Annotated in this window: 30 protein-coding genes; 19 read left to right on the forward strand and 11 right to left on the reverse strand. The window is 74.7% G+C overall.

Annotation, left to right across the window (positions count from 1 at the left end):
* Nucleotides 1–39: 39 nt before the first annotated feature.
* Complete coding sequence (locus ACIA8O_RS07795) at nucleotides 40–189, reverse strand: hypothetical protein (RefSeq protein ID WP_396292671.1); 150 nt, start codon at nucleotides 187–189, stop codon at nucleotides 40–42.
* 30 nt (nucleotides 190–219) lie between these two features.
* Between ACIA8O_RS07795 and ACIA8O_RS07800 the strand changes: the two genes are divergently transcribed.
* From ACIA8O_RS07800 to ACIA8O_RS07840, 9 genes are all read left to right on the forward strand, one after another.
* Entirely contained in the window at nucleotides 220–444 is a 225-nt protein-coding gene (locus ACIA8O_RS07800; protein ID WP_396292672.1) for a DUF397 domain-containing protein, read from the forward strand.
* 85 nt (nucleotides 445–529) lie between these two features.
* Nucleotides 530–1,825 (forward strand): sensor histidine kinase, encoded by a 1,296-nt coding sequence (locus ACIA8O_RS07805; protein WP_396292674.1) that lies wholly within the window; start codon nucleotides 530–532, stop codon nucleotides 1,823–1,825.
* Nucleotides 1,822–2,496 (forward strand): response regulator, encoded by a 675-nt coding sequence (locus tag ACIA8O_RS07810; protein WP_396292675.1) that lies wholly within the window; start codon nucleotides 1,822–1,824, stop codon nucleotides 2,494–2,496. The genes ACIA8O_RS07805 and ACIA8O_RS07810 overlap by 4 nt, the downstream gene beginning before the upstream one ends.
* Nucleotides 2,497–2,723: 227 nt before the next feature.
* A complete protein-coding gene (locus ACIA8O_RS07815) occupies nucleotides 2,724–3,881 on the forward strand; it encodes an alpha/beta hydrolase (protein ID WP_396292676.1) in 1,158 nt (385 codons plus the stop codon).
* 23 nt (nucleotides 3,882–3,904) lie between these two features.
* Nucleotides 3,905–5,125: an acyltransferase gene (locus ACIA8O_RS07820; protein WP_396292678.1), complete on the forward strand. Its 1,221-nt coding sequence runs from the start codon at nucleotides 3,905–3,907 to the stop codon at nucleotides 5,123–5,125.
* Between the two features lie 57 nt (nucleotides 5,126–5,182).
* Entirely contained in the window at nucleotides 5,183–5,545 is a 363-nt protein-coding gene (locus ACIA8O_RS07825) for an MmcQ/YjbR family DNA-binding protein (RefSeq protein WP_396292679.1), read from the forward strand.
* A gap of 160 nt (nucleotides 5,546–5,705) precedes the next feature.
* Nucleotides 5,706–6,878, forward strand: coding sequence for an alpha/beta hydrolase (locus ACIA8O_RS07830; RefSeq protein WP_396292680.1), 1,173 nt, complete (start codon nucleotides 5,706–5,708; stop codon nucleotides 6,876–6,878).
* 64 nt (nucleotides 6,879–6,942) lie between these two features.
* Complete coding sequence (locus ACIA8O_RS07835) at nucleotides 6,943–7,377, forward strand: RICIN domain-containing protein (protein ID WP_396292681.1); 435 nt, start codon at nucleotides 6,943–6,945, stop codon at nucleotides 7,375–7,377.
* Nucleotides 7,378–7,478: 101 nt separating this feature from the next.
* Nucleotides 7,479–8,063, forward strand: coding sequence for a hypothetical protein (locus ACIA8O_RS07840; protein WP_396292682.1), 585 nt, complete (start codon nucleotides 7,479–7,481; stop codon nucleotides 8,061–8,063).
* A gap of 7 nt (nucleotides 8,064–8,070) precedes the next feature.
* On the opposite strand, the gene ACIA8O_RS07845 is transcribed toward ACIA8O_RS07840, so the two are convergent.
* Nucleotides 8,071–8,970, reverse strand: a complete 900-nt coding sequence (locus ACIA8O_RS07845) for a DUF4232 domain-containing protein (RefSeq protein WP_396292683.1) — start codon at nucleotides 8,968–8,970, stop codon at nucleotides 8,071–8,073.
* A gap of 209 nt (nucleotides 8,971–9,179) precedes the next feature.
* Between ACIA8O_RS07845 and ACIA8O_RS07850 the strand changes: the two genes are divergently transcribed.
* The gene (locus ACIA8O_RS07850) at nucleotides 9,180–10,367 is read left to right on the forward strand and encodes a type III PLP-dependent enzyme (protein WP_396292684.1); all 1,188 of its coding nucleotides are present in this window, start codon (nucleotides 9,180–9,182) and stop codon (nucleotides 10,365–10,367) included.
* Nucleotides 10,368–10,429: 62 nt separating this feature from the next.
* Here ACIA8O_RS07850 and ACIA8O_RS07855 read toward each other — a convergent pair whose 3' ends face one another.
* From ACIA8O_RS07855 to ACIA8O_RS07880, 6 genes are all read right to left on the reverse strand, one after another.
* Nucleotides 10,430–11,002 carry a dihydrofolate reductase family protein gene (locus ACIA8O_RS07855; protein ID WP_396292685.1) on the reverse strand — a complete coding sequence of 191 codons (573 nt, stop codon included), beginning with the start codon at nucleotides 11,000–11,002 and terminating at the stop codon, nucleotides 10,430–10,432.
* Nucleotides 11,003–11,082: 80 nt separating this feature from the next.
* Complete coding sequence (locus ACIA8O_RS07860; protein ID WP_396292686.1) at nucleotides 11,083–12,705, reverse strand: alpha/beta hydrolase; 1,623 nt, start codon at nucleotides 12,703–12,705, stop codon at nucleotides 11,083–11,085.
* Between the two features lie 99 nt (nucleotides 12,706–12,804).
* A complete protein-coding gene (locus tag ACIA8O_RS07865; protein WP_396292687.1) occupies nucleotides 12,805–14,094 on the reverse strand; it encodes a sensor histidine kinase in 1,290 nt (429 codons plus the stop codon).
* Complete coding sequence (locus ACIA8O_RS07870; RefSeq protein WP_396292689.1) at nucleotides 14,091–14,756, reverse strand: response regulator transcription factor; 666 nt, start codon at nucleotides 14,754–14,756, stop codon at nucleotides 14,091–14,093. The genes ACIA8O_RS07865 and ACIA8O_RS07870 overlap by 4 nt, the downstream gene beginning before the upstream one ends.
* A gap of 189 nt (nucleotides 14,757–14,945) precedes the next feature.
* Nucleotides 14,946–15,962 carry an aldo/keto reductase gene (locus ACIA8O_RS07875; protein WP_396292690.1) on the reverse strand — a complete coding sequence of 339 codons (1,017 nt, stop codon included), beginning with the start codon at nucleotides 15,960–15,962 and terminating at the stop codon, nucleotides 14,946–14,948.
* Entirely contained in the window at nucleotides 15,908–16,414 is a 507-nt protein-coding gene (locus tag ACIA8O_RS07880) for a MerR family transcriptional regulator (RefSeq protein WP_396292692.1), read from the reverse strand. Before ACIA8O_RS07880 ends, ACIA8O_RS07875 begins: the two co-directional genes overlap by 55 nt.
* A 106-nt stretch (nucleotides 16,415–16,520) precedes the next feature.
* Here ACIA8O_RS07880 and ACIA8O_RS07885 point away from each other — a divergent pair, with 106 nt between their 5' ends.
* Together ACIA8O_RS07885 and ACIA8O_RS07890 are read left to right on the forward strand one after the other, a co-directional pair.
* Nucleotides 16,521–17,348, forward strand: a complete 828-nt coding sequence (locus tag ACIA8O_RS07885) for a serine hydrolase domain-containing protein (protein ID WP_396292693.1) — start codon at nucleotides 16,521–16,523, stop codon at nucleotides 17,346–17,348.
* A complete protein-coding gene (locus tag ACIA8O_RS07890) occupies nucleotides 17,345–17,839 on the forward strand; it encodes a hypothetical protein (RefSeq protein ID WP_396292694.1) in 495 nt (164 codons plus the stop codon). Before ACIA8O_RS07885 ends, ACIA8O_RS07890 begins: the two co-directional genes overlap by 4 nt.
* Before the next feature lie 7 nt (nucleotides 17,840–17,846).
* Here the strand turns inward: ACIA8O_RS07890 and ACIA8O_RS07895 are convergent, their stop codons facing one another.
* Both ACIA8O_RS07895 and ACIA8O_RS07900 read right to left on the reverse strand, forming a co-directional pair.
* Nucleotides 17,847–18,506, reverse strand: coding sequence for a response regulator (locus ACIA8O_RS07895; RefSeq protein ID WP_396292695.1), 660 nt, complete (start codon nucleotides 18,504–18,506; stop codon nucleotides 17,847–17,849).
* Nucleotides 18,503–19,717 (reverse strand): sensor histidine kinase, encoded by a 1,215-nt coding sequence (locus ACIA8O_RS07900; protein WP_396292696.1) that lies wholly within the window; start codon nucleotides 19,715–19,717, stop codon nucleotides 18,503–18,505. The genes ACIA8O_RS07895 and ACIA8O_RS07900 overlap by 4 nt, the downstream gene beginning before the upstream one ends.
* A gap of 118 nt (nucleotides 19,718–19,835) precedes the next feature.
* On the opposite strand from ACIA8O_RS07900, the gene ACIA8O_RS07905 reads away from it, so the two are divergent.
* Entirely contained in the window at nucleotides 19,836–20,285 is a 450-nt protein-coding gene (locus ACIA8O_RS07905; protein WP_396292697.1) for a hypothetical protein, read from the forward strand.
* On the opposite strand, the gene ACIA8O_RS07910 is transcribed toward ACIA8O_RS07905, so the two are convergent.
* Complete coding sequence (locus ACIA8O_RS07910; protein ID WP_396292698.1) at nucleotides 20,276–21,055, reverse strand: pirin family protein; 780 nt, start codon at nucleotides 21,053–21,055, stop codon at nucleotides 20,276–20,278. The genes ACIA8O_RS07905 and ACIA8O_RS07910 overlap by 10 nt on opposite strands.
* 187 nt (nucleotides 21,056–21,242) lie before the next feature.
* Here ACIA8O_RS07910 and ACIA8O_RS07915 point away from each other — a divergent pair, with 187 nt between their 5' ends.
* The 6 genes from ACIA8O_RS07915 to ACIA8O_RS07940 all read left to right on the forward strand — a co-directional run bounded on the left by ACIA8O_RS07915 (nucleotide 21,243) and on the right by ACIA8O_RS07940 (nucleotide 26,967).
* Nucleotides 21,243–22,439, forward strand: a complete 1,197-nt coding sequence (locus ACIA8O_RS07915; RefSeq protein ID WP_345287785.1) for a helix-turn-helix domain-containing protein — start codon at nucleotides 21,243–21,245, stop codon at nucleotides 22,437–22,439.
* A gap of 90 nt (nucleotides 22,440–22,529) precedes the next feature.
* Nucleotides 22,530–23,468, forward strand: a complete 939-nt coding sequence (locus ACIA8O_RS07920; RefSeq protein WP_396292699.1) for an ACP S-malonyltransferase — start codon at nucleotides 22,530–22,532, stop codon at nucleotides 23,466–23,468.
* Nucleotides 23,465–24,496 (forward strand): beta-ketoacyl-ACP synthase III, encoded by a 1,032-nt coding sequence (locus ACIA8O_RS07925; protein ID WP_396292700.1) that lies wholly within the window; start codon nucleotides 23,465–23,467, stop codon nucleotides 24,494–24,496. The genes ACIA8O_RS07920 and ACIA8O_RS07925 overlap by 4 nt, the downstream gene beginning before the upstream one ends.
* An 82-nt stretch (nucleotides 24,497–24,578) precedes the next feature.
* A complete protein-coding gene (locus ACIA8O_RS07930) occupies nucleotides 24,579–24,824 on the forward strand; it encodes an acyl carrier protein (protein ID WP_345287758.1) in 246 nt (81 codons plus the stop codon).
* Between the two features lie 114 nt (nucleotides 24,825–24,938).
* A complete protein-coding gene (locus ACIA8O_RS07935; RefSeq protein WP_396292701.1) occupies nucleotides 24,939–26,204 on the forward strand; it encodes a beta-ketoacyl-[acyl-carrier-protein] synthase family protein in 1,266 nt (421 codons plus the stop codon).
* 70 nt (nucleotides 26,205–26,274) lie between these two features.
* Entirely contained in the window at nucleotides 26,275–26,967 is a 693-nt protein-coding gene (locus tag ACIA8O_RS07940; RefSeq protein ID WP_396292702.1) for a DUF4253 domain-containing protein, read from the forward strand.
* The last annotated feature ends 9 nt before the right edge of the window (nucleotides 26,968–26,976 follow it).

Here is a 26,976-nt window from a genome sequence, read left to right on the forward strand (position 1 = left end):
CCTCCTCGCGGCGGGCGCGTTCGCGCTGCTGACGGGAATTCAACTGGTGCTCCCCTCGATGTCCGGAACGGCCACGAGGCAGCCCGGGTCGGTCTCCCATTCGCAGCCGCCGCCCACGGGGCGGAGGTAGGCGGCCTTCCCGAGGGTGTCGCGGTACTCCTCCACCCGCCCCGACCTGGTGTCGGTCACCAGTTCGCCGACCCGGGGGCGGTGGGTGGGGTGACGTCACACGAGAACAGGCGGAGGAGCGGATCGGGTTCCTGCTGGCGCGAGAGTTCGTACAGCGGCCAGGGCGGCGAGTGCATCGAGGTTGCCGACCACGTCCCCGGGCTGCTGCCCGTCCGGGACTCCAAGGACCCTGCCGGGCCCGCGCTCCTGTTCCCGTCCGCCTCCTTCTCCGCATTCGTCCGGGCGGTCAGGAGCGGGGAGTTCGGCACCGTCTGAGCCCCTCGTCATACCCGGGTACTACGCCGAAGACCGGACCTGGGTACGACCGTGTCCGCGGGGTGCGGCGCCTAGGCTGGCTGGGGTGAAGATCCAGGTTCCTTCTCCGGTGAACGAGGCCGCCCAGTGGGCCGGCGATCAGCTCGGTGATCTCGGGCGGGCGTTGCTGACCCCTGCCGAGGGTCATGTGCCGCTGCTGGCGGGGGCGCAGCGCGCGTGGGTGCGGGCGCTGCCCTACCTGCTGGCGCTGGCGGCGACGGTCACGCTGCTGTCGACCGGCACGGTGGTGCTGGCCAACGACTACGGGCTGCCGGTGGCGGTGGCCGGGGCGTTGGCGGTGGCGCAGTCGGTGCCGTTGATCGTCGCGGTGACCAGACCGTTGGCGGCGTGGTGGGTGATGTCGGCCGGGGTGGTGCTCGGGGCGTTGGCGACGGCGTGGACGCCGAAGAGCGCCGGGCCGTGGCCGTGGCCGGTGCCGACGCTGCTCGGGTACGTGTTCCTGATGGCGGCGTTGGCGCTGCGCGAGCGCGGGCGGACGCTGCTGGCGGTGTGGTTGGTGACGCTGGCGGCCAGTGTGGTGGCGAGCGACCTGCACCAGCCGAGGGCCGGGCAGACCGCGACCATCACGGTGGCGGTCTCGGGTGCGGTGCTGCTGCTGGGCTGGACGGTCCGGGGCCGGGGCGAGGCGCAGCGCAAGCTCGCGGAGCAGGAGCGGATCAGCGAGGCGGAGCGCGAGCGCTCCACCCTGTTGGAGGAACGGGCCCGGATCGCACGGGAGTTGCACGACGTGGTGGCCCACCACATGTCGGTGATCACGGTGCAGGCGGACTCCGCGCCGTACCGGCTGAGCGGGCTCCCGCCGGAGGCGGTGGAGGAGTTCGGGACCATCGCGGCGGCGGCCCGCGGTTCGCTGGCGGAGATGCGGCGCCTGCTCGGGGTGCTGCGCAGTGACGGCAGCGCGCCGGACCGGGCGCCGCAGCCGGGGGTGGAGCAGCTCGACCGGCTGGTGGAGACGGTCCGTCAGGCCGGGGTGCGGGCCTCGCTGCGCACCGAGGAGGTGGGCGAACTCCCGCAGGGCGTCAGCCTGTCGGCGTACCGGATCGTGCAGGAGGCGCTGGCCAACGTGGTGCGGCACGCGCCCGGCGCGGTGGCGGAGGTGGCCGTCGCGGCGAGCGGCGGGACGCTGCGGGTGACGGTGGTGAACGGGCCCGGCGGGACGCCGGGGGTGGAGGCCGGGGAGGGCACCGGGCACGGGCTGGTGGGGATGCGTGAGCGGGTCCGGCTACTGTCGGGCAGGCTGGAGACCGGTCCGACCGCCGAGGGCGGCTTCCGGGTCACCGCCGAACTGCCCGTCACCACCGTTGGAGAGAGCCCCCGATGACCGTCCGCGTAATCATCGTCGACGACCAGGCGATGGTCCGGGCCGGCTTCGCCGCACTGCTGAACGCGCAGAGCGACATCGACGTGGTCGGCGACGCCGCCGACGGGAAGCAGGCCCTGGAGGTCAGCGGGCGCACCCATCCGGACGTGGTGCTGATGGACGTCCGGATGCCCGAGATGGACGGGCTGGAGGCGGCCCGGCGGCTGCTGGACCCGCCGCCGGGCGTCGTCCACCGCCCGAAGGTGCTGATGCTGACCACCTTCGACGTGGACGACTACGTCTACGAGGCGCTGCGCGCCGGGGCCTCGGGCTTCCTGCTCAAGGACGCCCCGCCGGCCGACCTGATCGCCGCCGTCCGGGTGGTGGCGGCCGGGGAGGCGCTGCTGGCGCCCTCGGTGACGCGCCGTCTGATCGAGGACTTCGCGCGGAACAGGCCCGCCCCGCGCCGGGACCGCAGGCTCCAGCTGAACGGGCTGACCCCGCGCGAGACCGAGGTGCTGGAGCTGATCGCCCGGGGCCTGTCCAACCAGGAGATCGCCGAGCGGCTGGTGGTGGCCGAGCAGACCGTGAAGACCCACATCGGCCGCATCCTGGCCAAGCTGGACCTGCGCGACCGTGCCCAGGCGGTGGTGCTGGCGTACGAGTCGGGCCTGGTGACGCCGGGTCAGTAGGACGTCGGGGGGCGCCCCGCGGAGTCCGATTCGCGCAGTACACGAGGTGGAGCCCGCTCCGGACGGCGTCCGGGGCGGGCTCCGTCGTACCCGGGCCCGTGCTCACCCCTGGCTCCCGTAGTACCCCGGTATGACCGCGGGATTGGCGCTGCGGGGTGACGTCCCGTCAGGCGTCCGCTTCCTACCTTCCTCTCCGTCGAGAGCGGGACGAGGAGAGGCGGAGCGAGATGAAGGCGCGATTCCGGCGGGCACTGGCCGCGGGGCTGCTGACGGTGCTGGCGGTCGGCGGGGCCGGCGGCTGGGCGGCGGCGGACGGGCAGCGGGCGGTCACCGGGCCGCCGCCCGGGGCGGCCGCGTGGGTGGCCGACACCACCCTCGGGGTGCGGCTGCCGGAGCCGGGCCGCGCCTCGGCCGCCGAGGTGGCGGGGTTCTTCGACGGGCTCCCCCCGGCGCAGCAGCGGGCGCTGGCGGTGCGCCACCCGCTGGTGGTGGGGAACCTGGACGGCGCCCCGTACCGGCTGCGCTACCTCGCCAACTCCCTGGCGCTGCAGGAGGAGCGGCAGCGCGAGCTGGCCCGGGCCGCCGACCCGGCCCTGCCGGAGCGGGACCGGAAGGCGGCCGCCGCCCGGGCCGCGCGGTACGCGGAGCTGGGCGGGCGGCAGATCCTGGCCTTCGACCCGCGCGGGCGGGGCCAGTACGCCGAGGTGTTCGGCGAGTTGGACCGGGCCGGGCGCACCGTCGTGGTGGTGCCGGGCTCCGACATCGACCTGATGAGCGGTGACCGGGCCTCCGCGCACTACGGCACCCCGGGCGGCGCGGCCGAGGCCCTGCGCGCCGCCTCCGGCGAGCGCCTCGCGGTGGTTGCCTGGACCGGCTACACCACCCCCGTCAAGGTCGGCCTGGACGCGGCGGGTTCGCGCCTGGCGGAGGCCGGCGCGGCGCGGCTGTCGGCCTTCCTGGACGGGCTGACGCCGGTGACCGGGCCGGTCACCTTGGTCTGCCACAGCTACGGCACCGCGGTCTGCGGGCTCGCCGACCCGAAGCCCGAGCAGGTGCGCGGCGTGGTCGCGCTCGGCTCGCCGGGGATGGACGTCTCCGGGGCGGACGCGCTGCGGGTGCCGCTCTGGGTGGTCAAGCGCAACGCCGAGGACTGGATCGACAGGGTCCCGAACGTCTCGCTGTTCGGCCTGGGCCACGGCGCCGACCCGGACCAACCCTCTTACGGCGCGCGGCTGGTGAGCTCCACCGGCTCGCACGGCCACAGCGGCTACCTGGTGCCCGGCACCGCCTCGCTCGCCAACACCACCGCCATCGCGCTGGGCGAGGACGCCCGCGTCGACTGCGCCGCCGACAGCCCGGCCTGCTCGGCCGCCGTCACCCGCTGAACCTCCCCGAAGGGACCTCCCCCGTGAACGCCCTCGCCCGACTCCGGAGCTCCGCCGCCTCGGTGGACGCCAGGACCCCCGCCACCCGCGACCGCGCCCTGGACGGGCTGCGCGCCCTCGCGCTGCTCGCCGTCCCGCTCGGCCACTGGATGCTCGGCGGCTTCACCACCACGCCGGACGGCGTGCTGCACAACGAGAGCCCGCTCTCCACGCTCGGCTTCTTCGCCCCGCTCAGCTGGGTGCTGCAGATGCTCGGCGTCTTCTTCCTGGTCGGCGGCTACTCCTCGGCGAAGTCGCTGGCGCGGGCCCAGGAGCGCGGGGCCTCGACCGTGGACTGGTTCCGGCAGCGGGCGGTGCGGCTGCTGCGGCCGGTGCTCGGGGTGGCGGCGGTCTGGGCGCTGCTGGTGCCGCTGCTCGGCGCGCTCGGGGTGCCGCAGGGCACGGTGCGGACCGGCACCGTGCTGGTGGTGCAGCCGCTCTGGTACATCGGCATCTACCTGGCGCTCACCGCGCTCACCCCGCTCTGCCTGCGGCTCGGCCGCCGGCTCGGCGGCTGGGCCGCCGCCCCGCTGCTGGCCGCCGTGGCCGTGGTGGACCTGCTGCGGTACGGGCCGTGGGCGGAGTCGGTGCCGTCCTGGCTCTCGCTGGTGAACCTGCTGCCCGGCTGGCTGTTCGGCTACCAGCTCGGCGTCTCCTGGGCGCAGGGGCGCATCCGGCGGGCGGGCGCGTGGCTGCTCGCGCTGGGCGGCGCCGCCCTCTTCACCGTCCTGCTCACCGTCTTCCACTACCCGGCCAGCATGGTCGGCGTCCCCGGCGCGGCCCGTACCAACTCGCACCCGCCGTCCCTGCTGGTGCTGGCGCTGGCCTCGGCGCAGTGCGGCGCGGCGATGCTGCTGCGCGAGCGGATCGGGCGGGCCCTGCGGCGGCCGCTGCTCTGGCTGCCGGTCGTGGTGGTCAACCTCTCGGCGATGACGATCTTCTGCTGGCACCAGAGCGCGATGTTCTCCGTCGGCGCCCTCGCCTCCGCCCTGGACGCCTCCGTCCCCGGCCTCACCACCGCCCCCGACTCCCTCGCCTGGGTCCTCGCCCGCCTCGCCTGGCTCCCCGTCTTCGCCCTGGTCCTCGCCGCCATCGCCACGTACGCCCGCCGCTTCGACGCCCCCTGGCGCCTCCCCCGCCCTTGGAAGGCCGCCCTCACCGCCGCCGCCACCCTGTTCGCCGTCCACGCCCTCGGCGCCCTCTGACGCCCCGTCGGCACCGACACGCCGCCGGGCGTCGGACGGACGCCATAGGCTGGCCGGATGGTGACGTTCGATCAGTTCCTGGAGATGGGGCTGGCCTTGCCGGAGGCGGGCGAGCGGGTGACGTGGGAGACCACGGTGACGCTCCGGGTCGGGGAGAAGATCTTCGCGATGGGGACGCCGGGGTCGGGGGAGGTGACGGTGAAGGCGTCGAAGGAGGACCAGGCGGAGCTGTTGGCGGCGGAGCCGGAGGTGTTCTCCCCGGCGCCGTACGTGGGGCGGCACGGGTGGGTGCTGGTGCGGCTGGCCGGGGTGGACGGCGGGGAGCTGCGGGAGCTGCTGGCGGAGGCCTGGCGGAGCGTGGCGCCGAAACGGCTGGTCAGGGAGTTCGACGCGTGTGGGGGAACCGGAGGAACCCTGTGAGCCATCACACAGTTTGGCCGGGCACGGTGCCCGGTCGGAGCACCTACGCTGGCTGACGAAGAGCCGGCGGTGGTACCACCACGAGCCCGAGGATGGTGACCAGTTGCCGCAGCGCACCCCGCGTGAACGCACCCCCCGTGAGGTGCAGCGCAGGCGCCGGATGAAGCGTGCCGCCATGGGCCTGTTCGCCACCGTCGCGGTGCTCGCGGACACCGGCGCGGCGGCCGCCCAGGCGGCGGCGGGCAGCGAGCAGATCGCCATCACCACGCCTCCGGCCGGCAGCGCCCAGTGGGTGGCGGACCGTTCGCTGGGCCGGGTGCTGCCGGATCCGGCGACGGCCGCCCCGCGCGACGTGGCCGCGTTCTTCGCCTCGCTCACCGAGGGGGACGTCGACCGGCTGGTCACCGGGTACCCGCTGGTGGTCGGGAACCTGGACGGCGTCCCGCCCGAGCTGCGCTACCGGGCCAACCGGCTGGCCGTCGCGGCCGAGCGCGACCGCGCCCGGACCCAGGCCGCCGACCCCAAGCTGACCCACGCCGCCCGCGCGCTGGCCCAGGCCCGGGCCAACGACAGCGACCACCTGCTGGAGCGGGGCCGGCAGATCCTGGCCTTCGACCCGCGCGGCCGCGGCCTGGTCAGCGAGGTGTACGGGGACCTGGCGAGCGCCCAGCGGGTCTCGGTGCTGGTGCCCGGCTCGGAGGCCGACCTCGGCCACTTCGACCAGGCGGCGGAGCCGCTGCGCTCCCCGGCCGGGATGGCCCGGGCGCTGTACGAGGAGGAGAAGCGGCGCGCCTCCGGCACCCGCACGGCGGTGATCGCCTGGACGGGGTACGTCACCCCGGTCGGCCTCGGCCCGGACGCCGTCACCTCCCGGCTGGCCGAGGCCGCCGCGCCGCGGCTGGAGCGGTTGCTGGACGGACTCGCGGTGACCGGCCGCACGGACGCGCCGCCCACGCTGTTCTGCCACTCCTACGGTTCGGTGGTCTGCGGCACGGCCGCACCGGCCATCCACAACGGGACCGACGTGGTGGTCTTCGGCAGCCCCGGCATGGGGGTGCCGGACGCCTCGGCGCTCGGCACCGGCGTCCGGGTCTGGGCCACCCGCAACCCCAGCGACTGGATCGGCAACGTGCCCTACCTGGAGGTCGGCGGTCTCGGCCACGGCGCCGACCCGACCTCGGCCGCCTTCGGCTCCGTGGTGATCTCCTCCGCCGGGGCCTCGGGGCACAACGGCTACCTCTCCCCCGAGACGGCCAGCCTGCGCAACTTCGCCGAGCTCGGCCTCGGCCACTACGACGACGTCCGCACCGCCGCCCGCCGCGACGGCGGCTGACGCCCCGTCGACTGACGCCCCGTCGGCCACCGCCACTGACGGACCCCCACCGTACGGTGGGGCCATGACGGTGATCCGGGAAGGCCTCCACCACCTGCGCAGCGCGGCGGACGGCCGGCTGCTGACGGTGGCCGACGAACGGCGGCGCAGCGGCGCCGGATTGTGCACGGCCGAGCCGGACGGCTCCCCCGGCCAGCTCTGGCGGATCTCCGCCGTGCACCCGGGCGGCGGGCTGTACCACCTCACCAGCGAGGGCAGCGGGCGGCGGCTGGACGTGGCCGGGGCCCGCACCGAGGACGGCGTCCCGGTCCAGCTCTGGACGCCGAACGGCTTCGGCGCCCAGGACTGGCTGCTGGAGCGGCACGTGGACGCCCCCGACACCTTCAACCTGGTCGCGCTGATCAGCGGCCGCTCCCTGGAGATCGGCCCCGACGGCACCGCCCGCCAGTGGGAGGACCGGGACGACCCGTCGCAGTGGTGGCACCTGGACGCGGTCTGACGCCCCGCCATGGCCTGACGCCCCGTCATGGTCCGTCTTGCCGCCGGGCACTGCCGCGCGCTACTTTTGAACGCGTTCAGCAGTGACTCCGGGGAGGCGTCGTGCACGTGTACCGCAGGCAGTGCGACCAGACCGTACGGGCGTTCACCGTCGCCCTGCTGGTACTGCTGCCCGTCAGCTACCTGGCGCTCTTCGAGATCGAGCGGGAACTGCCGCTGGGCGACGCCGGGATGGTGGTCTTCGGCCTGCTCCCGCTGCTGGTCCTGCCGTTCGCGATGGGCGCCCAGCAGTGGGCCCTGCACGGCCGGGCCGGCCTGCGCTGGGCCGGACGGACGGCACGCCGGTACGTCACGTACTGGCTGGCGCCCTCGGCGGCGGTCTACCTGATCGTGCTCGCGGGCCACGTCCCCGGGCTCCGGTACGGCGGCGCCGACTTCCTCGGCCTGACGGCACTGTGGATGCTGGCACTCGGCGTCCCGATGGTGGTGGCCCTGCTGATGGTCGCCCCGTGGGCGCACCGCGCGACGGGCCGCCGGAAGGCGGCCGCCCGGGCCGCCCTGATCGTGCTGTCGAACCTGGTGCTCGTCCCGACCTTCGCGCTCGGCGGCGGCACCGCCCTCCTTCTCCTCGCGATCCAGGTGGCGTTCGCCTGCCGGGCCGTGCCCGGCCCGGCCGCGAAGTCCTGACGGAACGTCAGCGTGCGGGCACCCAGGCCCCGACGCCCAGCCGGCCGGTGGTGCCGAGGTCCAGCTCCGGGGTGACCGTGACGGGGGCCGCGTCGGAGGTGGCGCGGACCCGGAGGTAGGGGGCCAGGACCGGGGCGCCGTCCAGCCCGGTGGTGTTGCGCCAGGTGATCACGGAGCGGGCGGACCCGCCGGGGCGGAGCTCGAACTCCCGGGCGGTGTCCTCGGCCCCGGTGCCGGTGGCGATGGCGGAGCCGCCGCGCAGCACCGCGACGCCGTCGACCGGGCGGTGGTCGAGGCCGAGCGGCTGGGCCGACGGGAAGCCGTTCAGGCGCAGCGGCGCCGCCCCGCAGTTCTCCAGCAGCAGGCCGACCGCCCGCAGGCCCATCGCGGCACTGCCCTGATCGGCCGTCAGCCGCAGCCCCGAGGGCGGGCAGACCCCGGGGGCGGGCGGGGCCTCGGTGACCGGGACGCTGCGCACCAGGACCACCTTCGGCGTCCCGGCCCTGCCCCCGGCCAGGGGCGCCACCGCGGTCGGGCCGGCGTTCAGCCGCACGGCGTCGTGCACCGTCCGCCCGCCCGCGACGTACGGCAGGGTGCGCACGGTGTGGCCGGGCCCCGGGAGGCCCAGGTCGAGGGTGACGGTGTAGACGTACGCCTCGGCCTCGGGGTTGGTGACCTCGAACTCCACGCAGCCGGCGTCGGCGGCGGTGATCCGCACCCCGTCCCGGGCGGAGGCCGTGGGGCTCGGGACGGCCCGCCCGCTCGCGGGGGCGGCGACCGCGCACTCGGAGCCGTCGGCCGGCGGCTGTGCGGGGCCGCCGGGCGGGGTGGCCGGGCGCGAACCGCAGGCGGCCAGCGCGAGCAGGCCGGCCAGGGCCAGCGGGAGGACCGTTCGCGGACTGTGCATCCCCCGATCGAAGCAGACGACGCCGTCCCGGGCAGCGACCACCCCCCCGCAACAGCTGCCGCACGGGCAGGGAGAGTTGCCTGTTCGGGCACTACCTCCGGGTAGCGGCCCATCGGCCCGGGCGGAGGTTGACACCGCAAGTTGGTCTAGTCCATTTTGGGATTCAAGGGCCAGGTGCCGTGAACGATCCCGGCCTTGGGGGAAGGCACATGACGAATCATCAGACGGCCCGGCCGAGCCCGGTGCTGCTGGCCGCACTGGCCGCCGCCGAGCAGGACGTACTCCTCTACGACCTGGCCGGGATCGCCGGCCAGTACGACGCGCTCCAGCGCGAACTGCCGGGCACGGACGTCCGGTTCGCGCTCAAGGCCTGCCCGGTGGACGAGGTGCTGGCCACCCTGGCCGCCCGCGGGGCGGGCTTCGACGCGGCCGGCCCGGGCGAGATCGTCCAGGCGCTGCGCACCGGGGTGCCGGTGGAGCGGGTGCACTTCGGCAACACCGTGAAGTCCGACCGCAGCATCACCGAGGCGTACGCGCTGGGCGTGCGCGACTTCGCCACCGACAGCCTGGCCGACGTGACCGCGATCGCCCGGCACGCGCCCGGCGCCCGGGTGTTCTGCCGGCTGGCCACCGACGGGGCGGGGGCGCTCTGGGGGCTCAGCCAGAAGTTCGGCTGCTCCCCCGCGGACGCCGTCGAGGTGATGGCGGTGGCCCGGGCCTCCGGGCTGGTCCCGGCCGGGCTCTCGGTGCACGTGGGCTCGCAGCAGATGACCGCCGAGGCCTGGCGGGACGCCTTCGACGCGCTGGCCGACGTGCTGCGCGCGCTCGGCCGCCGGGGCATCCACCCGGACCACGTGAACCTCGGCGGCGGCCTGCCCGCGCTCGGCTACCTGGACCGCCGGGGCGAGCCGCTGGACCCGCCGATGGACAAGATGTTCACGGTGGTCCGGGAGGGCATGCAGCAGCTCACCGAGGCCGCCTCCGCCCCGCTCGGCTTCCGGCTGGAGCCCGGCCGCCACCTGGTGGCCGACCACGGCGCGATCCGGGCGCAGGTGGCCCGGCTGTCGGTCCGTCAGCAGCTCGACGGGGAGCGGCAGGCCTGGCTCTACCTGAGCTGCGGCAAGTTCAACGGACTCTACGAGATGGACCAGCTGCAGTACCGCCTGGAGTTCCCCGGCCACCCCGGGGGCCCGCACCTGCCCGCCGTGGTGGCCGGCCCGACCTGCGACAGCGACGACGCCTACGCGCACCGGGACGGCCTGGTCTCCGTCCCGGCCGGGCTGGCCTCCGGCGACCCGGTCTGGATCCACTCCTGCGGCGCCTACGCCACCAGCTACACCACCCAGGGGTTCAACGGCTTCGCGCCGCTGCCGGTCGCCTTCGTGGGCGGCCCGTAGGACCCTTCCGGAACCGCCGAACGGCCCCGTCCGTGGGGGGACGGGGCCGCTCGGCACCGGTCTCAGCGGACGACGTCGAAGACCTGCTTCTGGATGCCGTTCCCGTACGCCGCGTACTCCACCAGCCTGAGCTTCTGCACGTCCTTGTCGGTCTCGCTGAACAGCCGCTTCCCGGCGCCGAGCAGCAGCGGGAAGACCAGCAGGTGGTAACGGTCGATCAGGCCCGCGTCGGAGAGCGCCCGGCCGAGCGAGGCGCTGCCGTGCACGATGATCGGGCCGCCCTCGGTCTCCTTCAGCGCGGCCACCTCGTCCAGCGAGCGCAGGATGGTGGTCTCGCCCCAGGTGTCGACCAGGTCGCCCTCGCCGAGCGTGGTGGAGACCACGTACTTGGGCATCGCCTTGTAGCCGGCGAACTCCGCCATGCCGGGCCAGACCGGGCTGAACGCCTGGTAGCTCACCCGGCCGAGGAGCAGGGCGGCGGACTCCTCCTGCTCGCGACCCTTGATCTCGTAGGCCTCGGGCAGGAACTCGACGTCCTTGAAGGTCCAGCCGGAGTTGCGGTAGCCGGGCTCACCACCGGGGGCCTCGACGACGCCGTCGAGCGAGACGAAGGCGGTGCTGATCAGGGTGCGCATCGGTTCCTCGGGATCTGACGGACGGTCACTGGGCTTTCAGCGTAGCCCCGGTGACCGACAGCGGCCGGTTGCGCCGCCGGTCAGCAGGTCGTCCCGGCGGCGACCGGCCGCAGCTCGACCAGGTAGGCGTCCACCGCGTCGGTGACGCACTGGTTGCTGCGCCCGTAGGCGGTGTGGCCGAGGCCGCGGTAGGTGAGCAGCATGCCGCCGGGCAGCTGGCCCGCCAGGCCGTGCGCCTGCTCGTAGGGGGTCGCGGCGTCGCCGGTGGTGCCCACCACCAGGACCGGCGGCAGGCCCTCGGCCGTCACCCGGTGCGGCTTCAGCGGACCGGCGGGCCAGTTCCGGCAGGTGAGCGAGGCGAGCACGGTGGAGGTGCCGTAGGTGCCGGAGTCCCGGTAGGCCTCGTCGAGCAGGCCCCAGTACGCCTGCGGGTCGGCGGGGTGCGGCGTGTCGAGGCAGTCGACGGCGGTCAGGACGTCCGCCGAGTTGTCCCGGGGCCTCTGCTCCCCGCCCCCGGAGGCACCCGGGTCCCCGTCCGCCGGCGGGGCGTTCCCCGCGAGCCCGGCGAGCTTGGTGCCGTCGCCCCGCCGCGCCGCGGCGAGCCCCTCGGAGAGGTCCTTCCACTGGGCCTCCGGCGTGTACATCGCCGCCGTGACGGCGCCGAGCACGGCGGACTCGTCGAGCCGCTCGGTGCTGCCCTCGATCCGCAGCCCCCGGCCGGCCGCCTTCGCGTACGTCTCCTCGACGGTGCGGCGGATGCCGTCCGGGGTGGCCGCGGGGCAGGCGTCCCCGACGATCCGGGCGCAGTTCTCGGCGTAGTCGTCGACCGCCTTCTTGAAGCCCCGGCCCTGGCTCAGGATGCGCTGCCGCCAGTCGAGAGCGGGGTCGACGGCGCCGTCCAGGACCATGGCACGGACCCGCCGCGGGAACTGCTCGGCGTACACGGTGCCCAGGTAGGTGCCGTAGGACCAGCCGAGGTAGGTCAGCTTCTCGTCGCCGAGCGCCGCGCGGAGCACGTCCATGTCGCGGGCCGCGTCCGAGGTGCCGACGTGGGGCAGGAGTTCACCGCTGCGGGAGACGCAGGCGGCGGTGGCGCGCTCGGCGTCGGCGAGCGCGGCCCGGCGCTCGGCGTCGGTGCGCGGGTGGAGGGGGACGGCGGGCGCCTCCGCCTGGCCGGACTCCCCCTCCGGGGCACCGCAGTCCACGGCCGGCCTGCTGCCGGCCACCCCGCGCGGGTCGAAGCCGACCACGTCGAAGTGCGCCCTGGCCGCCTTGCCGAAGGAGTCCACGCCGCCCGACCTCATCAGCTGGACGCCGGAGCCGCCGGGGCCGCCCGGGTCGAGGACCAGCGAACCGGTGCGCCGCCCCGGGTCGGTGGCGGCGGCCCGGGCCAGCGGCAGGGTGAAGGTCTTCCCGTTCCCCGGGTGGGCGTAGTCCATCGGAACGGTGAGGGTGGCGCACTGCAGCTCCCCGCAGGCGGTCCAGTCGGGCTTCTGGCCGTAGAAGGCCCGCAGCTCCGGCCGCTCGGCCGGTTCGGCGGCGGCCTTGCGCACCACCAGGGGCCCGCCCGGCGCGGTCCGGTCGCAGCCGGCCAGCCCGGCGGCGGCCGTCGCGGCCACGGCCAGGGCCACGGCGCCGAGACGGACGGCGGTGCGGCGGCGGGCCGCCACCGGGCGGTACGGGTGGGGGACGGTTCCGTGCACGGGTCTTTCCGATCGGTCGCGCGGTCCGGGGACGTCACGGAAGCCTGGCCGAGGCGGCCTGAGGTTTTGCTGAGGGCGCCCCCGCGGGGTGACGCCCGGTCAGGGCTGCTTGCGCGCCGGGAGCACCGGGAGCCGCAGGACGAAGCGGGCGCCGCCCCGGGCGCTGGGCACCACGGTGAGCGAGCCGCCGTGGGCGTGGGCCACCCAGGCGGCGATCGACAGCCCGAGCCCGCTCGACCCGGCGCCGCTGTGGAAGCGGTCGAACAGCGACCGGGCCCGCTCGGGCGGGACGCCCGGCCCCGCGTCGTCGACGGCCACCGTGCCGTCCGCGCCGACGGTGACCTCCACCTCGGCCGGCCGGCCCGGCGGGTGGCCGTGCAGCAGCGCGTTGCCCAGCAGGTTGGCGACGGCCCGGCGCAGCAGTCCGGCGTCGCCCGGCACCACCACCGGCACGGAGCGGACGGTGACCCGGTGCCCCTCCGACGGGGTGTCGGCGACCACCGCGTCGACGAGCTGGTCGAGCCGCAGCGGCTCCCGGTCGAGCGGGACGGCGCCGCTGGTCAGCCGGGCCCGGGTGAGCAGGGCGTCGACCAACTCGCCCATCCTGGTGGCCTGACGCAGCGTCCGACGCATCACCTCGGTGCCGTCGGCCTCGCCGCGCAGGCCGGTCTCGGCGAGCAGCCGCACCGAGGCCACCGGGGTGCGCAGGTCGTGGGCGGCGTCCGCGAAGAACGCCTCCTGCTGCTCGATCGCGGTCAGCGCCGGCCGGACGGCCCGCCCGGCCAGCCGGCTCCCGGCCACTGCCGACACGGTCACCAGGACCGCGCAGGCGGAGGCGAGCAGCAGGACCAGGCGGTTGTGGTCGTCCAGGTAGCCGGAGACGTCGACGGCGGCGACCAGCACGCCGTCGGTGTTCTCCTCCTCCGGGCCGACGAACGGCAGCGCGCAGAGCCGGAGTCGGTGCCCGTTCGGCGCGGTGACGGTGCTGCGGACCTGCTCCCCCGAGCGGCCGGCCTCGGCCGCCACCGCCCGCAGCGCCTCGGCGGGGACCACCAGACAGGGCCGCTGCGCGTCGGCCAGCGCGGTCACCTCGCCGCCGCTGCCGGTGAACAGGGTCACCGGCGGGCAGTCGTAGGCGCCCTCCTGCGGGTCCGGGTAGGCGAACACCCCCTCCTCGACGTACCGCAGGTCGGCGTAGACCTCGTTGACCCGCAGGGTGAGGTCGGCGTCGACCTGGGCCCGCCAGGAGGAGTCGGCCGCCCGGACCGCGACGACCGCCATGCCGGCCAGCCCGAGCGCACTGACCAGGGCGAACAGCAGGGCGGTGCGGCGGCGCAGCCGGTGGATCCGGCCGGCCGGGGTCAGGGCGGCGGCGCTCCCGCGCCTCACCCCTCCTGCTCCAGCCGGTACCCGACGCCGCGCACGGTGTGGATCAGCGGCGGGTCGCCGAGCTTGCGGCGCAGTTGGGAGACCAGGACCTCCACCACGTTGGAGTTGGGCTCGGTCAGCTCGTCCCAGCAGCGCTCGATCAGCTCGGTGCGCCGCACCGCCTGCGCGGGCCGGGCCGCCAGGGTCTCCAGGACGGCGAACTCCTTGGTGGTCAGGGAGAGCAGCACACCGTCGCGGTGCACGGTGCGGCGGGCGGTGTCGATCTCCAGCCCGCCGATCCGCACCACCGGCGGGCGGGGGACGGCGGTGCGGCGGCACAGGTTCCGCACCCGGGCCACCAGTTCGGGGACGGCGAAGGGCTTGACCAGGTAGTCGTCGCCGCCGGTGGCGAAGCCCTCGACCCGGTCGGCGACGGTGTCGCGGGCGGTGAGGAAGAGGACGGGCGTGGTCCGGCCGTCCTCCCGCATCCGGTGCACGTACTCCGCCGAGTCCCCGGCGGGCAGCATCCGGTCGAACACCACGCAGTCGTACGCGGTGACGAAGAGCGCCTGGTCGGCCTCGGGCAGGTCCGCGACCTCGTCGACGGCCAGGCCGCCGCCGCGCAGGGCCGCGGCCACCGCGAACCGCAGGTCCTCGTCGTCCTCGACCACCAGTACGCGCATGCCGGTCACCCTAACCGTGACCCGGGCGGGTGCCCGGGAGGCCGAGGCGGCGCTCTTCCCGGGCAGGGGGGATGCCGGGGAGGCGCCCGCCTCGACGCGGCCGAGCTTCCCAGGGCGAACCTGAGGATTTCGTGAGCCGGCGTTTCCTGACGGGTGGTCAGTGAGTCCTCGGGGTGACCGGCCCGGCGGTCACTCGCGGGCGGCCGAGGTGGAGCTCATGTCGGCGTAGCGGTCCCCGGTGACCTTCTCCGCGACCGGCTCCAGCAGGGCGAGCTCCGCCCCGGTCAGCTCCACCGTGGCGGCCGCGGTGTTCTCGGCCAGCCGGGTGCGCTTGCGGGTGCCCGGGATCGGCACCACGGTCAGACCGTGCACCGCCGCCCGCTGGTGCACCCAGGCCAGCGCGACCTGGGCCGGGGTCAGGCCCCGCTCGGCGGCGATCGCGCGGATCGGCTCCACCAGCGCCGCGTTGGCCGCCGCGTTGGGGCCGCTGAACTGCGGGTGGTGGCGCCGGTAGTCGTCCTCGCTGAGCGTCTCGGCCGCTGTGAAGGAGCCGGTCAGGAAGCCGCGGCCGAGCGGCGAGTACGGCACGAAGGTGACGCCCAGTTCGGCGGCGGCCGGGACGGCGGTGCGCTCCACGTCACGGGAGAACACCGACCACTCGGACTGCAGCGCGGCGATCGGGTGCACCGCGTGGGCCTCGCGCAGCTCCGCCCCGGTCACCTCGGACAGGCCCAACTCCCGTACCTTGCCAGCCCGGACGAGCTCCGCCATGGCGCCGACCGACTCGGCCAGCGGCACGGCGGGGTCGCGGCGGTGCATGTAGTAGAGGTCGATCTCGTCCACGCCCAGGCGCTTGAGCGAGGCGTCCACGGCGGAGCGGATGTACTCCGGGTCGTTGCGCACCGCCCGGTAGCGCGGGTCCTCGGCGCGGCGCTCGATGGCGAACTTGGTGGCCAGCACCACACGGTCGCGGTTGGCCCGGACGAAGGGACCGATCAACTCCTCGTTGGCGCCCGAGCCGTAGATGTCGGCGGTGTCGAAGAGGGTGACGCCTGCCTCCAGCGCGGCGTCCAGGGTGGCCAGGGCCTCGGCGGTGTCGGTCGGGCCGTAGAACTCGGACATGCCCATGCAGCCGAGGCCCTGGGTGCCGATCAGCCGGCCGCCGCGACCGAGCGGGACGGTGGGGAGGAGGTGCTGCTGCTGCACTGCTGACTCCTGGTCTGTTCGTCGTCGAGGGCGCCCGTGTAGAGCTCGATCTTGTGGTCCAGTACCGCCAAGGTGGCGTGCAGGTCGCTGAGTTGGCGCCGGATGTCCTCGCGGTGCTCCACCAGCAGGTCCCGCCGGTCGACCAGGGTGTGGTCGCCCGCGCGGAGCAGCTCGACGTAGCGGAGCATGTCGGCCACCGGCATCCCGGTCAGCCGCAGCCGGTTGAGGAAGTCCAGCCGGCGCAGGTCCACGTCGCTGTACCGGCGCTGCCCGGAGTGCGAGCGGTCGACCGGGTCCAGCAGGCCGATCCGCTCGTACCAGCGCAGCGTGTGCGCGGTCAGCCCGGTGGCCCCGGCGACCTCGCCGATGCTGTGCCGGGGCGTCGGATCGGCCTCGGTGGTGCGCACGTCGCGGGCCTCGCAGTGCCTCAGGACGGTCTGGATCGTCGTCACGCGGTGCCCCCTGTGGAAGTGACGTTCACGAAGCTACTGACTTGGAGTGCACTCTAGGCAACCACCGCCGCCTGGCGCGTCCGGCCGAGTCGTTAGAGTCGGGGGCATGGAGAGCTTGCGGATGATCGAGGACTGGCCGGTGCCGAACGCGGCGGCCGTGGTGGTGCGGGCCGACGGGACGGTGCTCGGCGCGGCGGGGCCGCAGCAGCACCTCTTCCCGCTGGCCTCGGTGACCAAGCCGCTGACCGCCTACGCGGCGCTGGTCGCGGTCGAGGAGGGCGTCTTCGAACTGGACGACCCGGCCGGCCCCGAGGGCTCCACCGTCCGCCACCTGCTGGCCCACACCTCCGGGCTGGCCTTCGACGAGCACCGCGTGATGGCCCCGCCCGGGGACCGCCGCCTCTACTCCAACGCGGGCTTCGACGTCCTCGCCGACACCCTGGCCAAGGCCTCCGGCATCTCCTTCGCCGACTACGCCGCCGAGGCCGTCTTCGCCCCGCTCGGCATGACCTCCACCCTGATCAACACCGCCCACCGCACCCCCGCCGGGGCCGGCGGCCTCTCCACCGCCGCCGACCTGGCCCTCTTCGCCGCCGAGCTCCAGGCCCCCCGCCTGCTCGACCCCTCCACCGTGGCCGCCGCCACCCGCGAGGTGGCCTTCCCCGGCCTCAGCGGCGTCCTCCCCGGCTTCGGCCACCGCCGCCCCAACGACTGGGGCCTCGGCTTCGAGATCCGCTCCGACAAGTCCCCCCACTGGACCGGCACCACCAACTCCCCCGCCACCTTCGGCCACTTCGGCCAGTCCGGCACCTTCCTCTGGGTCGACCCCACGGCCGGCCTGGCCTGCGTCGCCCTCACCGACCGCGACTTCGGGCCGTGGGCGGCGGAGGTCTGGCCGCAGCTCTCCGACGCAGTGCTCGCCGAGGCCGCGTGAGACGGGCCCGGGCGGCGCTGCTCGTCGTCGGCGGCCTGGGCCTGCTGACGGGGTGCCAACCGCTGCCGCTGCCCCTGGTGGCGGTGTACCTGGACGGCCAGGGCGTCCCGCAGGCGCTGGTGCGCACCTGTGACGAGGACGGCCGGGTCCTCGGCCCCTACCTGGAGGCCACCGAACAGAGCGTGGGCCGGGGGGACGCCTGGCCGGAGGGACCATGGGACGGCTGGCAGGCCAAGGGCAAGTGGCACGCGGCCGACTTCCCGCTGTTCACCCCGCCCGCCGACTGGGCGGTCACCACCCAGGGCCACCTGGAGTACCGCCCCGGCCTGACCTACCGGTTCTCGGTCGCCGATCCGGAGGACTACGCGTGGAGCTCCCGGGTGACCTTCGGTGCGGCCGAGCTCACCGCCCTGCAGCCCGGGCAGGTGCTGACCGACGACGGTGCGGTACCCCGGGAGCAGTTCGAGGAAGAAGCCCGGAAATCCTGCTGACGGTGCGTCACCCCGGCAGGCCCGGGACGACCAGGCCGGACTCGTAGGCGATCACCACGGCGTGGGTGCGGTTCTGGGCGCCGAGCTTGGTGAGCACGTTGCCGACGTGGGTCTTCACCGTCTCCTGGCTGACCCGGAGGGCCTCGGCGATCTCCGGGTTGGACAGGCCGGTGGCCATCTCCCGGAGCACCTCCTCCTCACGGACCGTCAGGGCGGCCCGGGGCAGCGCCTCGGCCGAGGTGAGCGGGCGCGGGGCGACCATCCGGCGCAGGGCGGCGGGGAACAGGACCGCCTCCCCCGCCGCCGCCACCCGGACCGCCTCGGCGATCTCCCGGACCGGCCGCCGCTTGAGCACGAAGCCGCTCGCCCCGGCGCTGAGCGCGGCGGTCACGTAGCCGTCGTTCTCGAAGGTGGTGATCACCACGACCTTGGGCGGGTCGGGCTCGGCGAGCAGCTCCCTGGTCGCCTCGATCCCGTTGCGGCGCGGCATCCGGACGTCCATCAGCACCACGTCCGGCCGCAGCTCCCGCGCCCGTTCGACCGCCTCGACGCCGTCCGCCGCCTCGCCGGTGACCGTCAGCCCCGGCTGCGCGGAGAGCAGCGTGCGCAGTCCGCCGCGGGTCACCTCGTCGTCGTCCGCGATCAGCAGCGAGATCCGCTCGGTCACGCCGGCACCCGCGCGGGCAGACTGACCGTCAGCCGCCACTGCCGCGGCCCGTCGGGGCCCGCCTCCAGCTCGCCGTGCAGCAACCGGACCCGCTCGGCCAGGCCGCGCAGCCCGTGCCCGGAGGGCGGGAAGGCCGCCGGGTCGCCGCCGACCAGGTTCACCACGCCGAGCGCCAGCCCCTCCGGCCCGACCGCGACCCGGAGCTCGACCGGACCGCCCGCACCGTGCCGCAGCGCGTTGGTCAGGCCCTCCTGGACGATCCGGTACGCCGCCCGGGAGAGCGCGCCCGGCAGCTGCCCGAAGTCCCCGGACAGCTCCGGCACCACCTCGACGCCCGCGTGGCGCAGCCGCTCCAGCAGCTCCGGCAGGTCGGCCAGGGTCCGGACGGGCGCGGTGCCCGCCTCCTCCTCGCGCAGCACGCCGAGCACGTGGTCCAGGTCCTCCAGCGCCGCCCGGGCCGACTCCTCGATGGAGCGCAGCGCGGCCCGTGCCGCCGCCGGGTCGGCGTCCAGCACCTCGCCCGCCACCGCCGCCTGGATGGTGGCCGCGGTCAGCGTGTGCCCGATCGAGTCGTGCAACTCCGTTGCCAGCCGGTTGCGTTCGGCCAGCTCCCGCTCCCGCTCGGCCGAGGCCGCCAGCCGCTCGGCCGCCGAGGGCCCCAACAGCCGTGGCGCGGACCGGCGCAGGGCCCCCGTCACCACCGCGCAGAGCACGGCCGCCAGCAGCAGGCAGAGCACCCCGGCCGGCCAGGTCCACCAGCCGTTCACCGGCGGCGTCCAGCCGTAGAGGTCGATCTCGGCCTCGCCGCCGAGCCAGGCCCCGGGCAGCGCGACCCCCATGAGCAGCAGCAGCCCGCCGAGCAGGACCACCCCCCACCCCAGCGCCACGAGCAGCAGCAGCCACAGCGGAGTGCGCCAACGCCAGCCCCCGGTAGCCGACTTGACCGGCGGCGGCACTGCCGCCCCCAGCACCCGCCGCGCCACCGAGGCCAGCAGCCGCCGCACCCCCGGCACCACCCCGCCAACGGCGACCAGCGCCGCCCACAGCACCAGGGTCATCCCCCAGAGCACGGCCTCCGGCCCCGACTTCCAGGCCAGACCCGGTATCAACGCGAACATCAACGGCACGGTGCTCAGCCCGGCGGCCAGCGCCGCCAGCAGTGCACCCGCGTACGTGGAGCCGCGCAGCAGCGGCCCGATTCCCCTGATCATGGACGCCAGTATTCCGGCCTCCTCCGTGGACGACCTCCCCCGATCGGGGGAGCGCCCGGAGCCGGCCGGAACGGAAACCACTTGACCCTCGGACCGGAAGCGCCGTAGGAACCGGACCATGACCGGTCCGATCATGCTGCACGAGAACGAACTCCCCGCTCCCTGGCGCTTCCGGCTCGGGGTGCTGATGACCGTCGCCGGAGTGGCGAGCGGCGCCGTCTGGGGTGCGGTGCTCGAGTTCCTGGTCTACGGGCCGACGTACCCGATCCTCGGGGCCCTGGCCGGCACCGTCTTCCTGCTGCCCGTCTTCCTGCTCACCCTCGGGGTGCTCTGCGCACTGCCGCGGAGGATCGCACTGGACGGTCGCATCGGGCCGGCACTGGCCTTCCTGGCGACCGTCCTGGGCGAGTACCTGGTGCTCGGTCAGCTGCTCCGCGACGCGGGCGCCTTCGAGCATCCGCTGGTGGCCGCGACCGCGCTGTCCGCCGCGGGAGCCGCCGCCGTCGGGGCGCTGATCGCGGTCCACACCACCCGCCGCACGCTCAAGGCCGCCCCCGGTCAGCCGTAGCGGAGCGGGGAGTGCATCTCCCAGAGCAGCAACTCCGCGCCGTCCTCCCCCGCCGTGGGGTCGGCGAAGGCGGTGCCGGTGGCGCGGACGCTGTCGCCGGGGGCCATGGTGCGGCCGCCGCCCTGGGGGCCGGGGACGGTGCGGTAGCCGAGCGAACCCCGCGTCAGGTGGGCGTAGCGGTAGGGGGCTTCGGGGAGTTCGGGGAGCGGCTCCCACGGCCCGGCGGTGACCAGCCACAGCGCGGCGTCGGAGCGGAGCAGCCGCGGGGCGCCGGCGGAGGCGTCGCGCGGGAGGCCGGAGGCGAGCAGCGTCAACCCGGTGGCGGAGGGGGTCACCCGGGCGAGGCCGTAGGAGGGGGTGGCGTCGAAGGTGTCGGGCTGGAGCCACATCTGGACGAAGCGGACGGGCTCGGCGGCACCGCCGACGTTGCGTTCGGTGTGGGTGATGCCGGAGCCGGCGCTCTGCACCTGGACCGTCCCGGGGCGGACCACGCCCGCGTGGCCGTGGCCGTCGCGGTGGGCGAGGGCGCCGTCCAGGACCCAGGTGACGATCTCGGTGTCGCGGTGCTTGTGCTCGGCGTAGCCCGCGCCCGGTGCGATCGACTCCTCGTTGACGGCGAGCAGCGCGCCGAAGGAGGTGTTCTTCGGGTCGTAGTGCCCGGAGAAGGAGAAGGCGTGCCGGGTGGTGATCCCCGGCTCGGGCTCGGAGGCGTAGCGCTCGGCCGCGCGGCGGTGGTCGGCCCGGGGACGTGAGGAGGGAGCGTCGGTCACCCGGCCCACGGTAGCCGGTGTGACCGGGACCACCGCTCCCATCCGGCGGGGGCGGTACGAGCCGCCCCGTGGGTGAGGCAGTCTTGTCCCTGTGCCATCCGCTTCAGCGAATTCCGACAAGAAGTCAGCCCCCACGACCGAACAGGCCGGGCAGCCCGAGCAGCCGAGACCGCGCCGGGGCGGGCGGCTGACCGCGCAGGAGCGCAGGCTCGCCACCGAGCGGGCCGAGCTGCGGGCCGCGACCCTCAAGCGGCTGGAGAAGTCCTCCGGCAAGCTGGCCACCGCCGCCATCGCGCGGATGGACGACCAACTGGGCTGGTACCGGCGGATGCCGCCGGAGCACCGGTCCTGGATCGGCCTGGTGGCCCAGGCCGGCATCGCCGCGTTCACCGAGTGGTACCGGCATCCGGACGCCCCGCAGGCGATCTCCACGGACGTGTTCGGCACCGCCCCGCGCGAGCTGACCAGGGCCATCACGCTCCGTCAGACCGTGGAGCTGATCCGCACCACCATCGAGGTGATGGAGGAGGCGATCGAGGAGGTGGCCGCCCCGGGCGACGAGGCCGGGATGCGCGAGTCGGTGCTGGTCTACGCTCGGGAGATCGCCTTCGCCACCGCGCAGGTCTACGCCCAGGCGGCCGAGGCGCGCGGCGCCTGGGACGCCCGCCTGGAGGCGCTGGTGGTCAACTCCCTGCTCTCCGGCGACGCCGACGAGGGCGTGCTGTCGCGGGCCGCCGCGCTCGGCTGGGGTCAGCCGAGCCAGGTGCGGGTGGTGATGGGCTCCGCCCCGGACGGGGACAGCGAGTTGGTGGTGGAGGCGATCCGACGGGCCGCCAGGTACGCCAAACTCCAGGTGCTGACGGGCGTGTTGGGCAAGCGGCTGGTGGTGGTGGTCGGTGGCGACAAGGAGCCGGTGCACGCCGCCCGGGCGTTGATCGGCCAGTTCGCGCCGGGCCCGGTGGTGGTCGGCCCGACCGTCGGCGACCTGCTCTCGGCGACCCGTTCCGCGCACGCCGCGGCGGCCGGCCTGAAGGCCTGCGCGGCCTGGCCGGACGCCCCGCGCCCGGTGCTGGCCGACGACCTGCTGCCCGAGCGGGCGCTCGCGGGGGACCAGGCGGCCCGCCGCCAGTTGGTGGAGGAGATCTACACACCGCTCGACGAAGCCGGTTCGGCGCTGTTGGAGACGCTGAGCGTCTACCTGGAGCAGGCCTCCTCGCTGGAGGGCGCCGCCCGGATGCTCTTCGTCCACCCGAACACCGTGCGCTACCGGCTCCGTCGTGTGACCGACGTCACCGGCTATGCTCCGTCGGACGTGCGATCGGCCTTCACCCTGCGGATCGCGCTTGCCCTGGGCCGACTCGGCTCGGCAGCCGAACAGGATTGACGCCGCTGTAGGGACCCCACAATCCGGCGTCCTTTTATTCGTTACCGTCGCCTACCCGTCCCCGGGTGCCTGGCGAGAGAGGGTTGAACCGTGCTCGTAATCGTCGCCCCTGGGCAGGGTGCCCAGACCCCCGGATTCCTCACCCCCTGGCTCGAACTGGACGGCGCCGCCGACCGGTTGCGGGCCTGGTCCGACGTGGCCGGGCTCGACCTGGTCCGCTACGGGACCGAGGGCTCCGAGGAGGAGATCAAGGACACCGCCGTGGCCCAGCCGCTGCTGGTGGCCGCGGGCCTGCTCACCGCCACCGAGCTGTTCGGCGCCGTCACCGGCGGCCCGTTCTCCGCCGTGGCCGGGCACAGCGTCGGCGAGATCACCGCGGCCGCGCTGGCCGGCGTGCTGAGCGCCGAGGACGCGCTGGTCTTCGTCCGCGAGCGCAGCCTGGCGATGGCCGAGGCCGCCGCCGCGACCCCGACCGGCATGACCGCGCTGCTCGGCGGCGACGCCGAGGTGGTCGCCGCGAAGCTGGCCGAGCACGGCCTGACCGCGGCCAACAACAACGGCGGCGGCCAGCTGGTCGCGGCCGGCACCCTGGAGCAGCTGGAGGCCCTCAAGGCCGACCCGCCGGCCGGCTCCCGGGTGATCGCGCTGAAGGTGGCCGGCGCCTTCCACACCGAGCACATGGCCCCGGGCGTGGAGCGGCTGGCCAAGCTGGCCCCCACCCTGACCACCGCCGCCCCGGCGGTCGCGTACGTGTCCAACAAGGACGGCGAGGTCGTGCAGGACGGCACCGAGGTGCTGGCCCGGCTGGTCTCGCAGGTGTCCAACCCGGTCCGCTGGGACCTCTGCATGGAGACCCTGCAGCAGCTCGGTGCCACCGCCGTCATCGAGCTCTCCCCGGCCGGTACCCTCACCAACCTGGTCAAGCGCAACGTCAAGGGTGTCGCGACGCTTGCCCTCAAGACTCCGGCCGACCTCGACAAGGCGCGCGCGCTGGTCGAGGAGCACGGCGGGCAGGAGCTGGACGCATGACGACCCCTCAGATCCGTCCCGCCACCGGCGCGGCGCACTCCCGCATCCACGGCGTGGGCGGCTACCGCCCCGTCCGGGTGATCCCCAACGCCGAGGTCCTCAACTGGATCGAGTCCTCGGACGAGTGGATCCGCAGCCGCAGCGGCATCACCGAGCGCCGCTGGGCCGGCCCGGAGGAGACCGTCGCCGAGATGTCGGTGCAGGCGGCCGGCAAGGCGATCGCCATGGCCGGGATCGCCCCGGAGCAGATCGGCGGCGTGATCGTGGCCACCGTCTCGCACCTCAAGCAGACCCCGGCCATCGCCACCGAGATCGCCGAGCGGCTGGGCTGCGGCACCGCCCCGGCCTTCGACATCTCGGCCGCCTGCGCGGGCTTCGGCTACGGCCTGAGCCTGGCGGACGGCATGGTGCGCGGCGGCAGCGCCGAGTACGTGCTGGTGATCGGCGTGGAGCGGCTCAGCGACCTGACCGACACCTCGGACCGTTCCACCGCCTTCATCTTCGGTGACGGCGCGGGCGCCGCGATCGTCGGCCCGTCCGAGACCCCCGGCATCGGCAAGGTGATCTGGGGCGCGGACGGCTCGCAGAAGGACGTCATCTCGCAGACCCAGGCCTGGGACACCGCCTTCGCCAAGGAGGACGCCGTCAACGGCGCCGGTGACGAGGTCAAGTGGCCCGCCCTGCGGATGGAGGGCCAGACGGTCTTCCGCTGGGCCGTCTGGGAGATGGCCAAGGTGGCCCAGCAGGCGCTGGACGCCGCCGGGATCACCGCCGACCAGCTCGGCGCGTTCATCCCGCACCAGGCCAACATGCGGATCACCGACGCGATGATCAAGGCGCTGAAGCTCCCCGAGAGCGTCCCGGTGGCCCGCGACATCGCCGAGACCGGCAACACCTCGGCCGCCTCCATCCCGCTGGCGATGGAGCGGATGCTGGAGAGCGGGGAGGCCCGCAGCGGCGACCTCGCCCTGATCATCGGCTTCGGGGCGGGTCTCGTGTACGCCGCCGCAGTCGTTACCCTCCCCTAGGCGCGGTCTTCCGACCCGCCATCAGAAATCGTGCGACGGCCCGCCGGGCGGTCGTGTTCAACACCGAAGAGGAGCAGCCAGTATGGCTACCAAGGACGAGGTTCTGTCCGGTCTCGCCGAGATCGTCAACGAGATCGCGGGCATCCCGGCCGAGGACGTCGAGCTCGACAAGTCCTTCACCGACGACCTGGACGTCGACTCGCTCTCCATGGTCGAGGTCGTCGTGGCCGCCGAGGAGCGCTTCGACGTCAAGATCCCGGACGACGAGGTCAAGAACCTGAAGACCGTCGGCGACGCGGTGGACTACATCCTCGCCAACGCCGCCTGATTGTCCGTCAGCGCCAGCTGACCGCCCGGGCGGCCCGGGTCCCCACCCAGGCCGCCCGGTCACCCCACCCCCCGGCAACGCCGCCACCTGCCACACGTGAGAGAAGAAGAACCAGTGACCGCTGAAAACCGCACCGTGGTCGTCACGGGTATCGGCGCCTTCACGCCGCTGGGCGGCGACGCCGCCTCGTTCTGGGAGGGCCTCACCTCCGGCCGCTCCGGCGTGGCCGCGCTGACCGAGGAGTGGGCCGCCGAGCTGCCGGTCCGGATCGCCGCACGCACCGCGGTCGAGCCGGGCGAGGTGCTCCCCCGCCCGCTGGCCCGCAAGCTGGACCGCTCGGCGCAGTTCGCGCTGATCGCGGCCCGCGAGGCGTGGGCCGACGCCGGCTACACCTCCTCCGCCACCGCCGAGGGTTCGGAGCTCGCGCCCGAGCGCCTGGGCGCGGTGATCGCCTCCGGCATCGGCGGCGTCACCACCCTGCTCGACCAGTACGACGTGCTCAAGCAGCAGGGCGTCCGCAAGGTCTCCCCGCACACCGTGCCGATGCTGATGCCCAACTCCCCGGCCGCCAACGTCGGCCTGGAGGTCGGCGCCCGCGCCGGCGTGCACACCCCCGTCTCCGCCTGCGCCTCCGGCGCCGAGGCGATCGGCTACGCGATCGAGATGATCCGCAGCGGCCGCGCCGACGTCGTGGTGGCCGGCGGCACCGAGGCGGCGATCCACCCGCTGCCGATCGTCGCCTTCTCCAACATGATGGCGATGTCCAAGAACAACGACGCCCCGCAGCACGCCTCCCGCCCGTACGACAAGGGCCGCGACGGCTTCGTGCTCGGCGAGGGCGCCGGCGTGGTCGTGCTGGAGTCGGCCGAGCACGCCGCCCGCCGCGGCGCCAAGGTCTACTGCGAGGCGGTCGGCCAGGGCCTCTCCTCGGACGCCCACCACATCGCCCAGCCGGAGCCGACCGGCGCCGGCGTGGCCCGCGCCATCGCCGACCTGTTCGAGCACAACGAGCTGGACAAGGCCGAGGTCGTGCACGTCAACGCGCACGCCACCTCGACCCCGCAGGGCGACACCGCCGAGATCAAGGCGCTCCGCAAGGAGCTCGGCGAGCACCTCGACCACGTGGCCATCTCCGCCACCAAGTCGATGACCGGCCACCTGCTCGGCGGCGCCGGCGGCATCGAGACCGTCGCCACCGTGCTGGCCCTGCACCACCGCCTGGCCCCGCCGACCGTCAACGTCGACAACCTCGACGACGACATCGACGCCGACATCGTCCGCGGCGAGCCCCGCACCCTCCCCGAGGGCCGGATCGCCGCGCTGAACAACTCCTTCGGCTTCGGCGGCCACAACGTGGTGCTGGCCTTCCGCACCGTCTGAACCCGAGCCTGACGGCCCGCCGCGCGAATCCCCTTCGCGCGGCGGGCCTGCGGCGTTCTAGGGTGCACGAATGATCGAGATACCCGTCGCCGTACCGTCTTGGCTCCACCCGCTCGAGGCGGAGTCCGTGGTGACGGACGCCGGGCTGACGCTGTACGGGCTGCGGCTGGAGCGTCAGGAGGCCGACCGGGCCTGGTCGCACTGGCTGGAGCTGCACCCGGAGACCGGTTGGTACCCCTTCCTCTGCTACGGCGGCCCGAGGACCTGGCGGCGCGGGCACGGCACGCCGGACCGGGTCTGGCACTGCCTGGAGCACGCCGCCGCACTGGACGCGGCCGCACTGCTGGACGAGTACGTGGCCAGGTCCAGGGCCCTTCCGGACGAACTGCCCTGGCCGCCCGCGGACCGGGCGCCGTACAGCCGGATCCCCGGCGGCCCGCTCTGGCTGCTCCTGGCACCGGCCGCCGCCGGGCACGAACTCCCGGTGCTGCTCGACCCCTTGGTGACCGGCTTCACCGACTTCTACGACTGGTCGATCCCGGCCGAGCACCACGCGGCGGTGCTCCGCGACCTGCACCGCCGCTTCGGCGCCGAGGTGTACTACGCGGGCGGCTCCACCCTGGAGCTCAAGGTCGCCCGTCCGCCGACCGACCGCACCACGGCACTGCGGGTGGCCCGGGAGCTCCAGGCCTACTGCACGGACGTGGACCAGGAGTGCGAGGGCACGGTCACCGGACCGTACTGGGCCCTGTGGTGGGATTGAGCCCGCCGA

It is taken from the genome of Kitasatospora sp. NPDC051853 (genome assembly GCF_044452665.1).
Taxonomy (GTDB): Bacteria; Actinomycetota; Actinomycetes; order Streptomycetales; family Streptomycetaceae; genus Kitasatospora.

Coding starts and splice junctions, on each gene's coding strand:
- ACIA8O_RS07810 (WP_396292675.1), top strand. CDS start 1,822: ATGACCGTCCGCGTAATCATCGTCGACGACCAGGCGATGGTCCGGGCC.
- ACIA8O_RS07815 (WP_396292676.1), top strand. CDS start 2,724: ATGAAGGCGCGATTCCGGCGGGCACTGGCCGCGGGGCTGCTGACGGTG.
- ACIA8O_RS07825 (WP_396292679.1), top strand. CDS start 5,183: ATGGTGACGTTCGATCAGTTCCTGGAGATGGGGCTGGCCTTGCCGGAG.
- ACIA8O_RS07830 (WP_396292680.1), top strand. CDS start 5,706: ATGAAGCGTGCCGCCATGGGCCTGTTCGCCACCGTCGCGGTGCTCGCG.
- ACIA8O_RS07835 (WP_396292681.1), top strand. CDS start 6,943: ATGACGGTGATCCGGGAAGGCCTCCACCACCTGCGCAGCGCGGCGGAC.
- ACIA8O_RS07845 (WP_396292683.1), bottom strand. CDS start 8,970: ATGCACAGTCCGCGAACGGTCCTCCCGCTGGCCCTGGCCGGCCTGCTC.
- ACIA8O_RS07850 (WP_396292684.1), top strand. CDS start 9,180: ATGACGAATCATCAGACGGCCCGGCCGAGCCCGGTGCTGCTGGCCGCA.
- ACIA8O_RS07855 (WP_396292685.1), bottom strand. CDS start 11,002: ATGCGCACCCTGATCAGCACCGCCTTCGTCTCGCTCGACGGCGTCGTC.
- ACIA8O_RS07870 (WP_396292689.1), bottom strand. CDS start 14,756: ATGCGCGTACTGGTGGTCGAGGACGACGAGGACCTGCGGTTCGCGGTG.
- ACIA8O_RS07885 (WP_396292693.1), top strand. CDS start 16,521: ATGGAGAGCTTGCGGATGATCGAGGACTGGCCGGTGCCGAACGCGGCG.
- ACIA8O_RS07900 (WP_396292696.1), bottom strand. CDS start 19,717: ATGATCAGGGGAATCGGGCCGCTGCTGCGCGGCTCCACGTACGCGGGT.
- ACIA8O_RS07905 (WP_396292697.1), top strand. CDS start 19,836: ATGACCGGTCCGATCATGCTGCACGAGAACGAACTCCCCGCTCCCTGG.
- ACIA8O_RS07925 (WP_396292700.1), top strand. CDS start 23,465: ATGACGACCCCTCAGATCCGTCCCGCCACCGGCGCGGCGCACTCCCGC.
- ACIA8O_RS07930 (WP_345287758.1), top strand. CDS start 24,579: ATGGCTACCAAGGACGAGGTTCTGTCCGGTCTCGCCGAGATCGTCAAC.
- ACIA8O_RS07940 (WP_396292702.1), top strand. CDS start 26,275: ATGATCGAGATACCCGTCGCCGTACCGTCTTGGCTCCACCCGCTCGAG.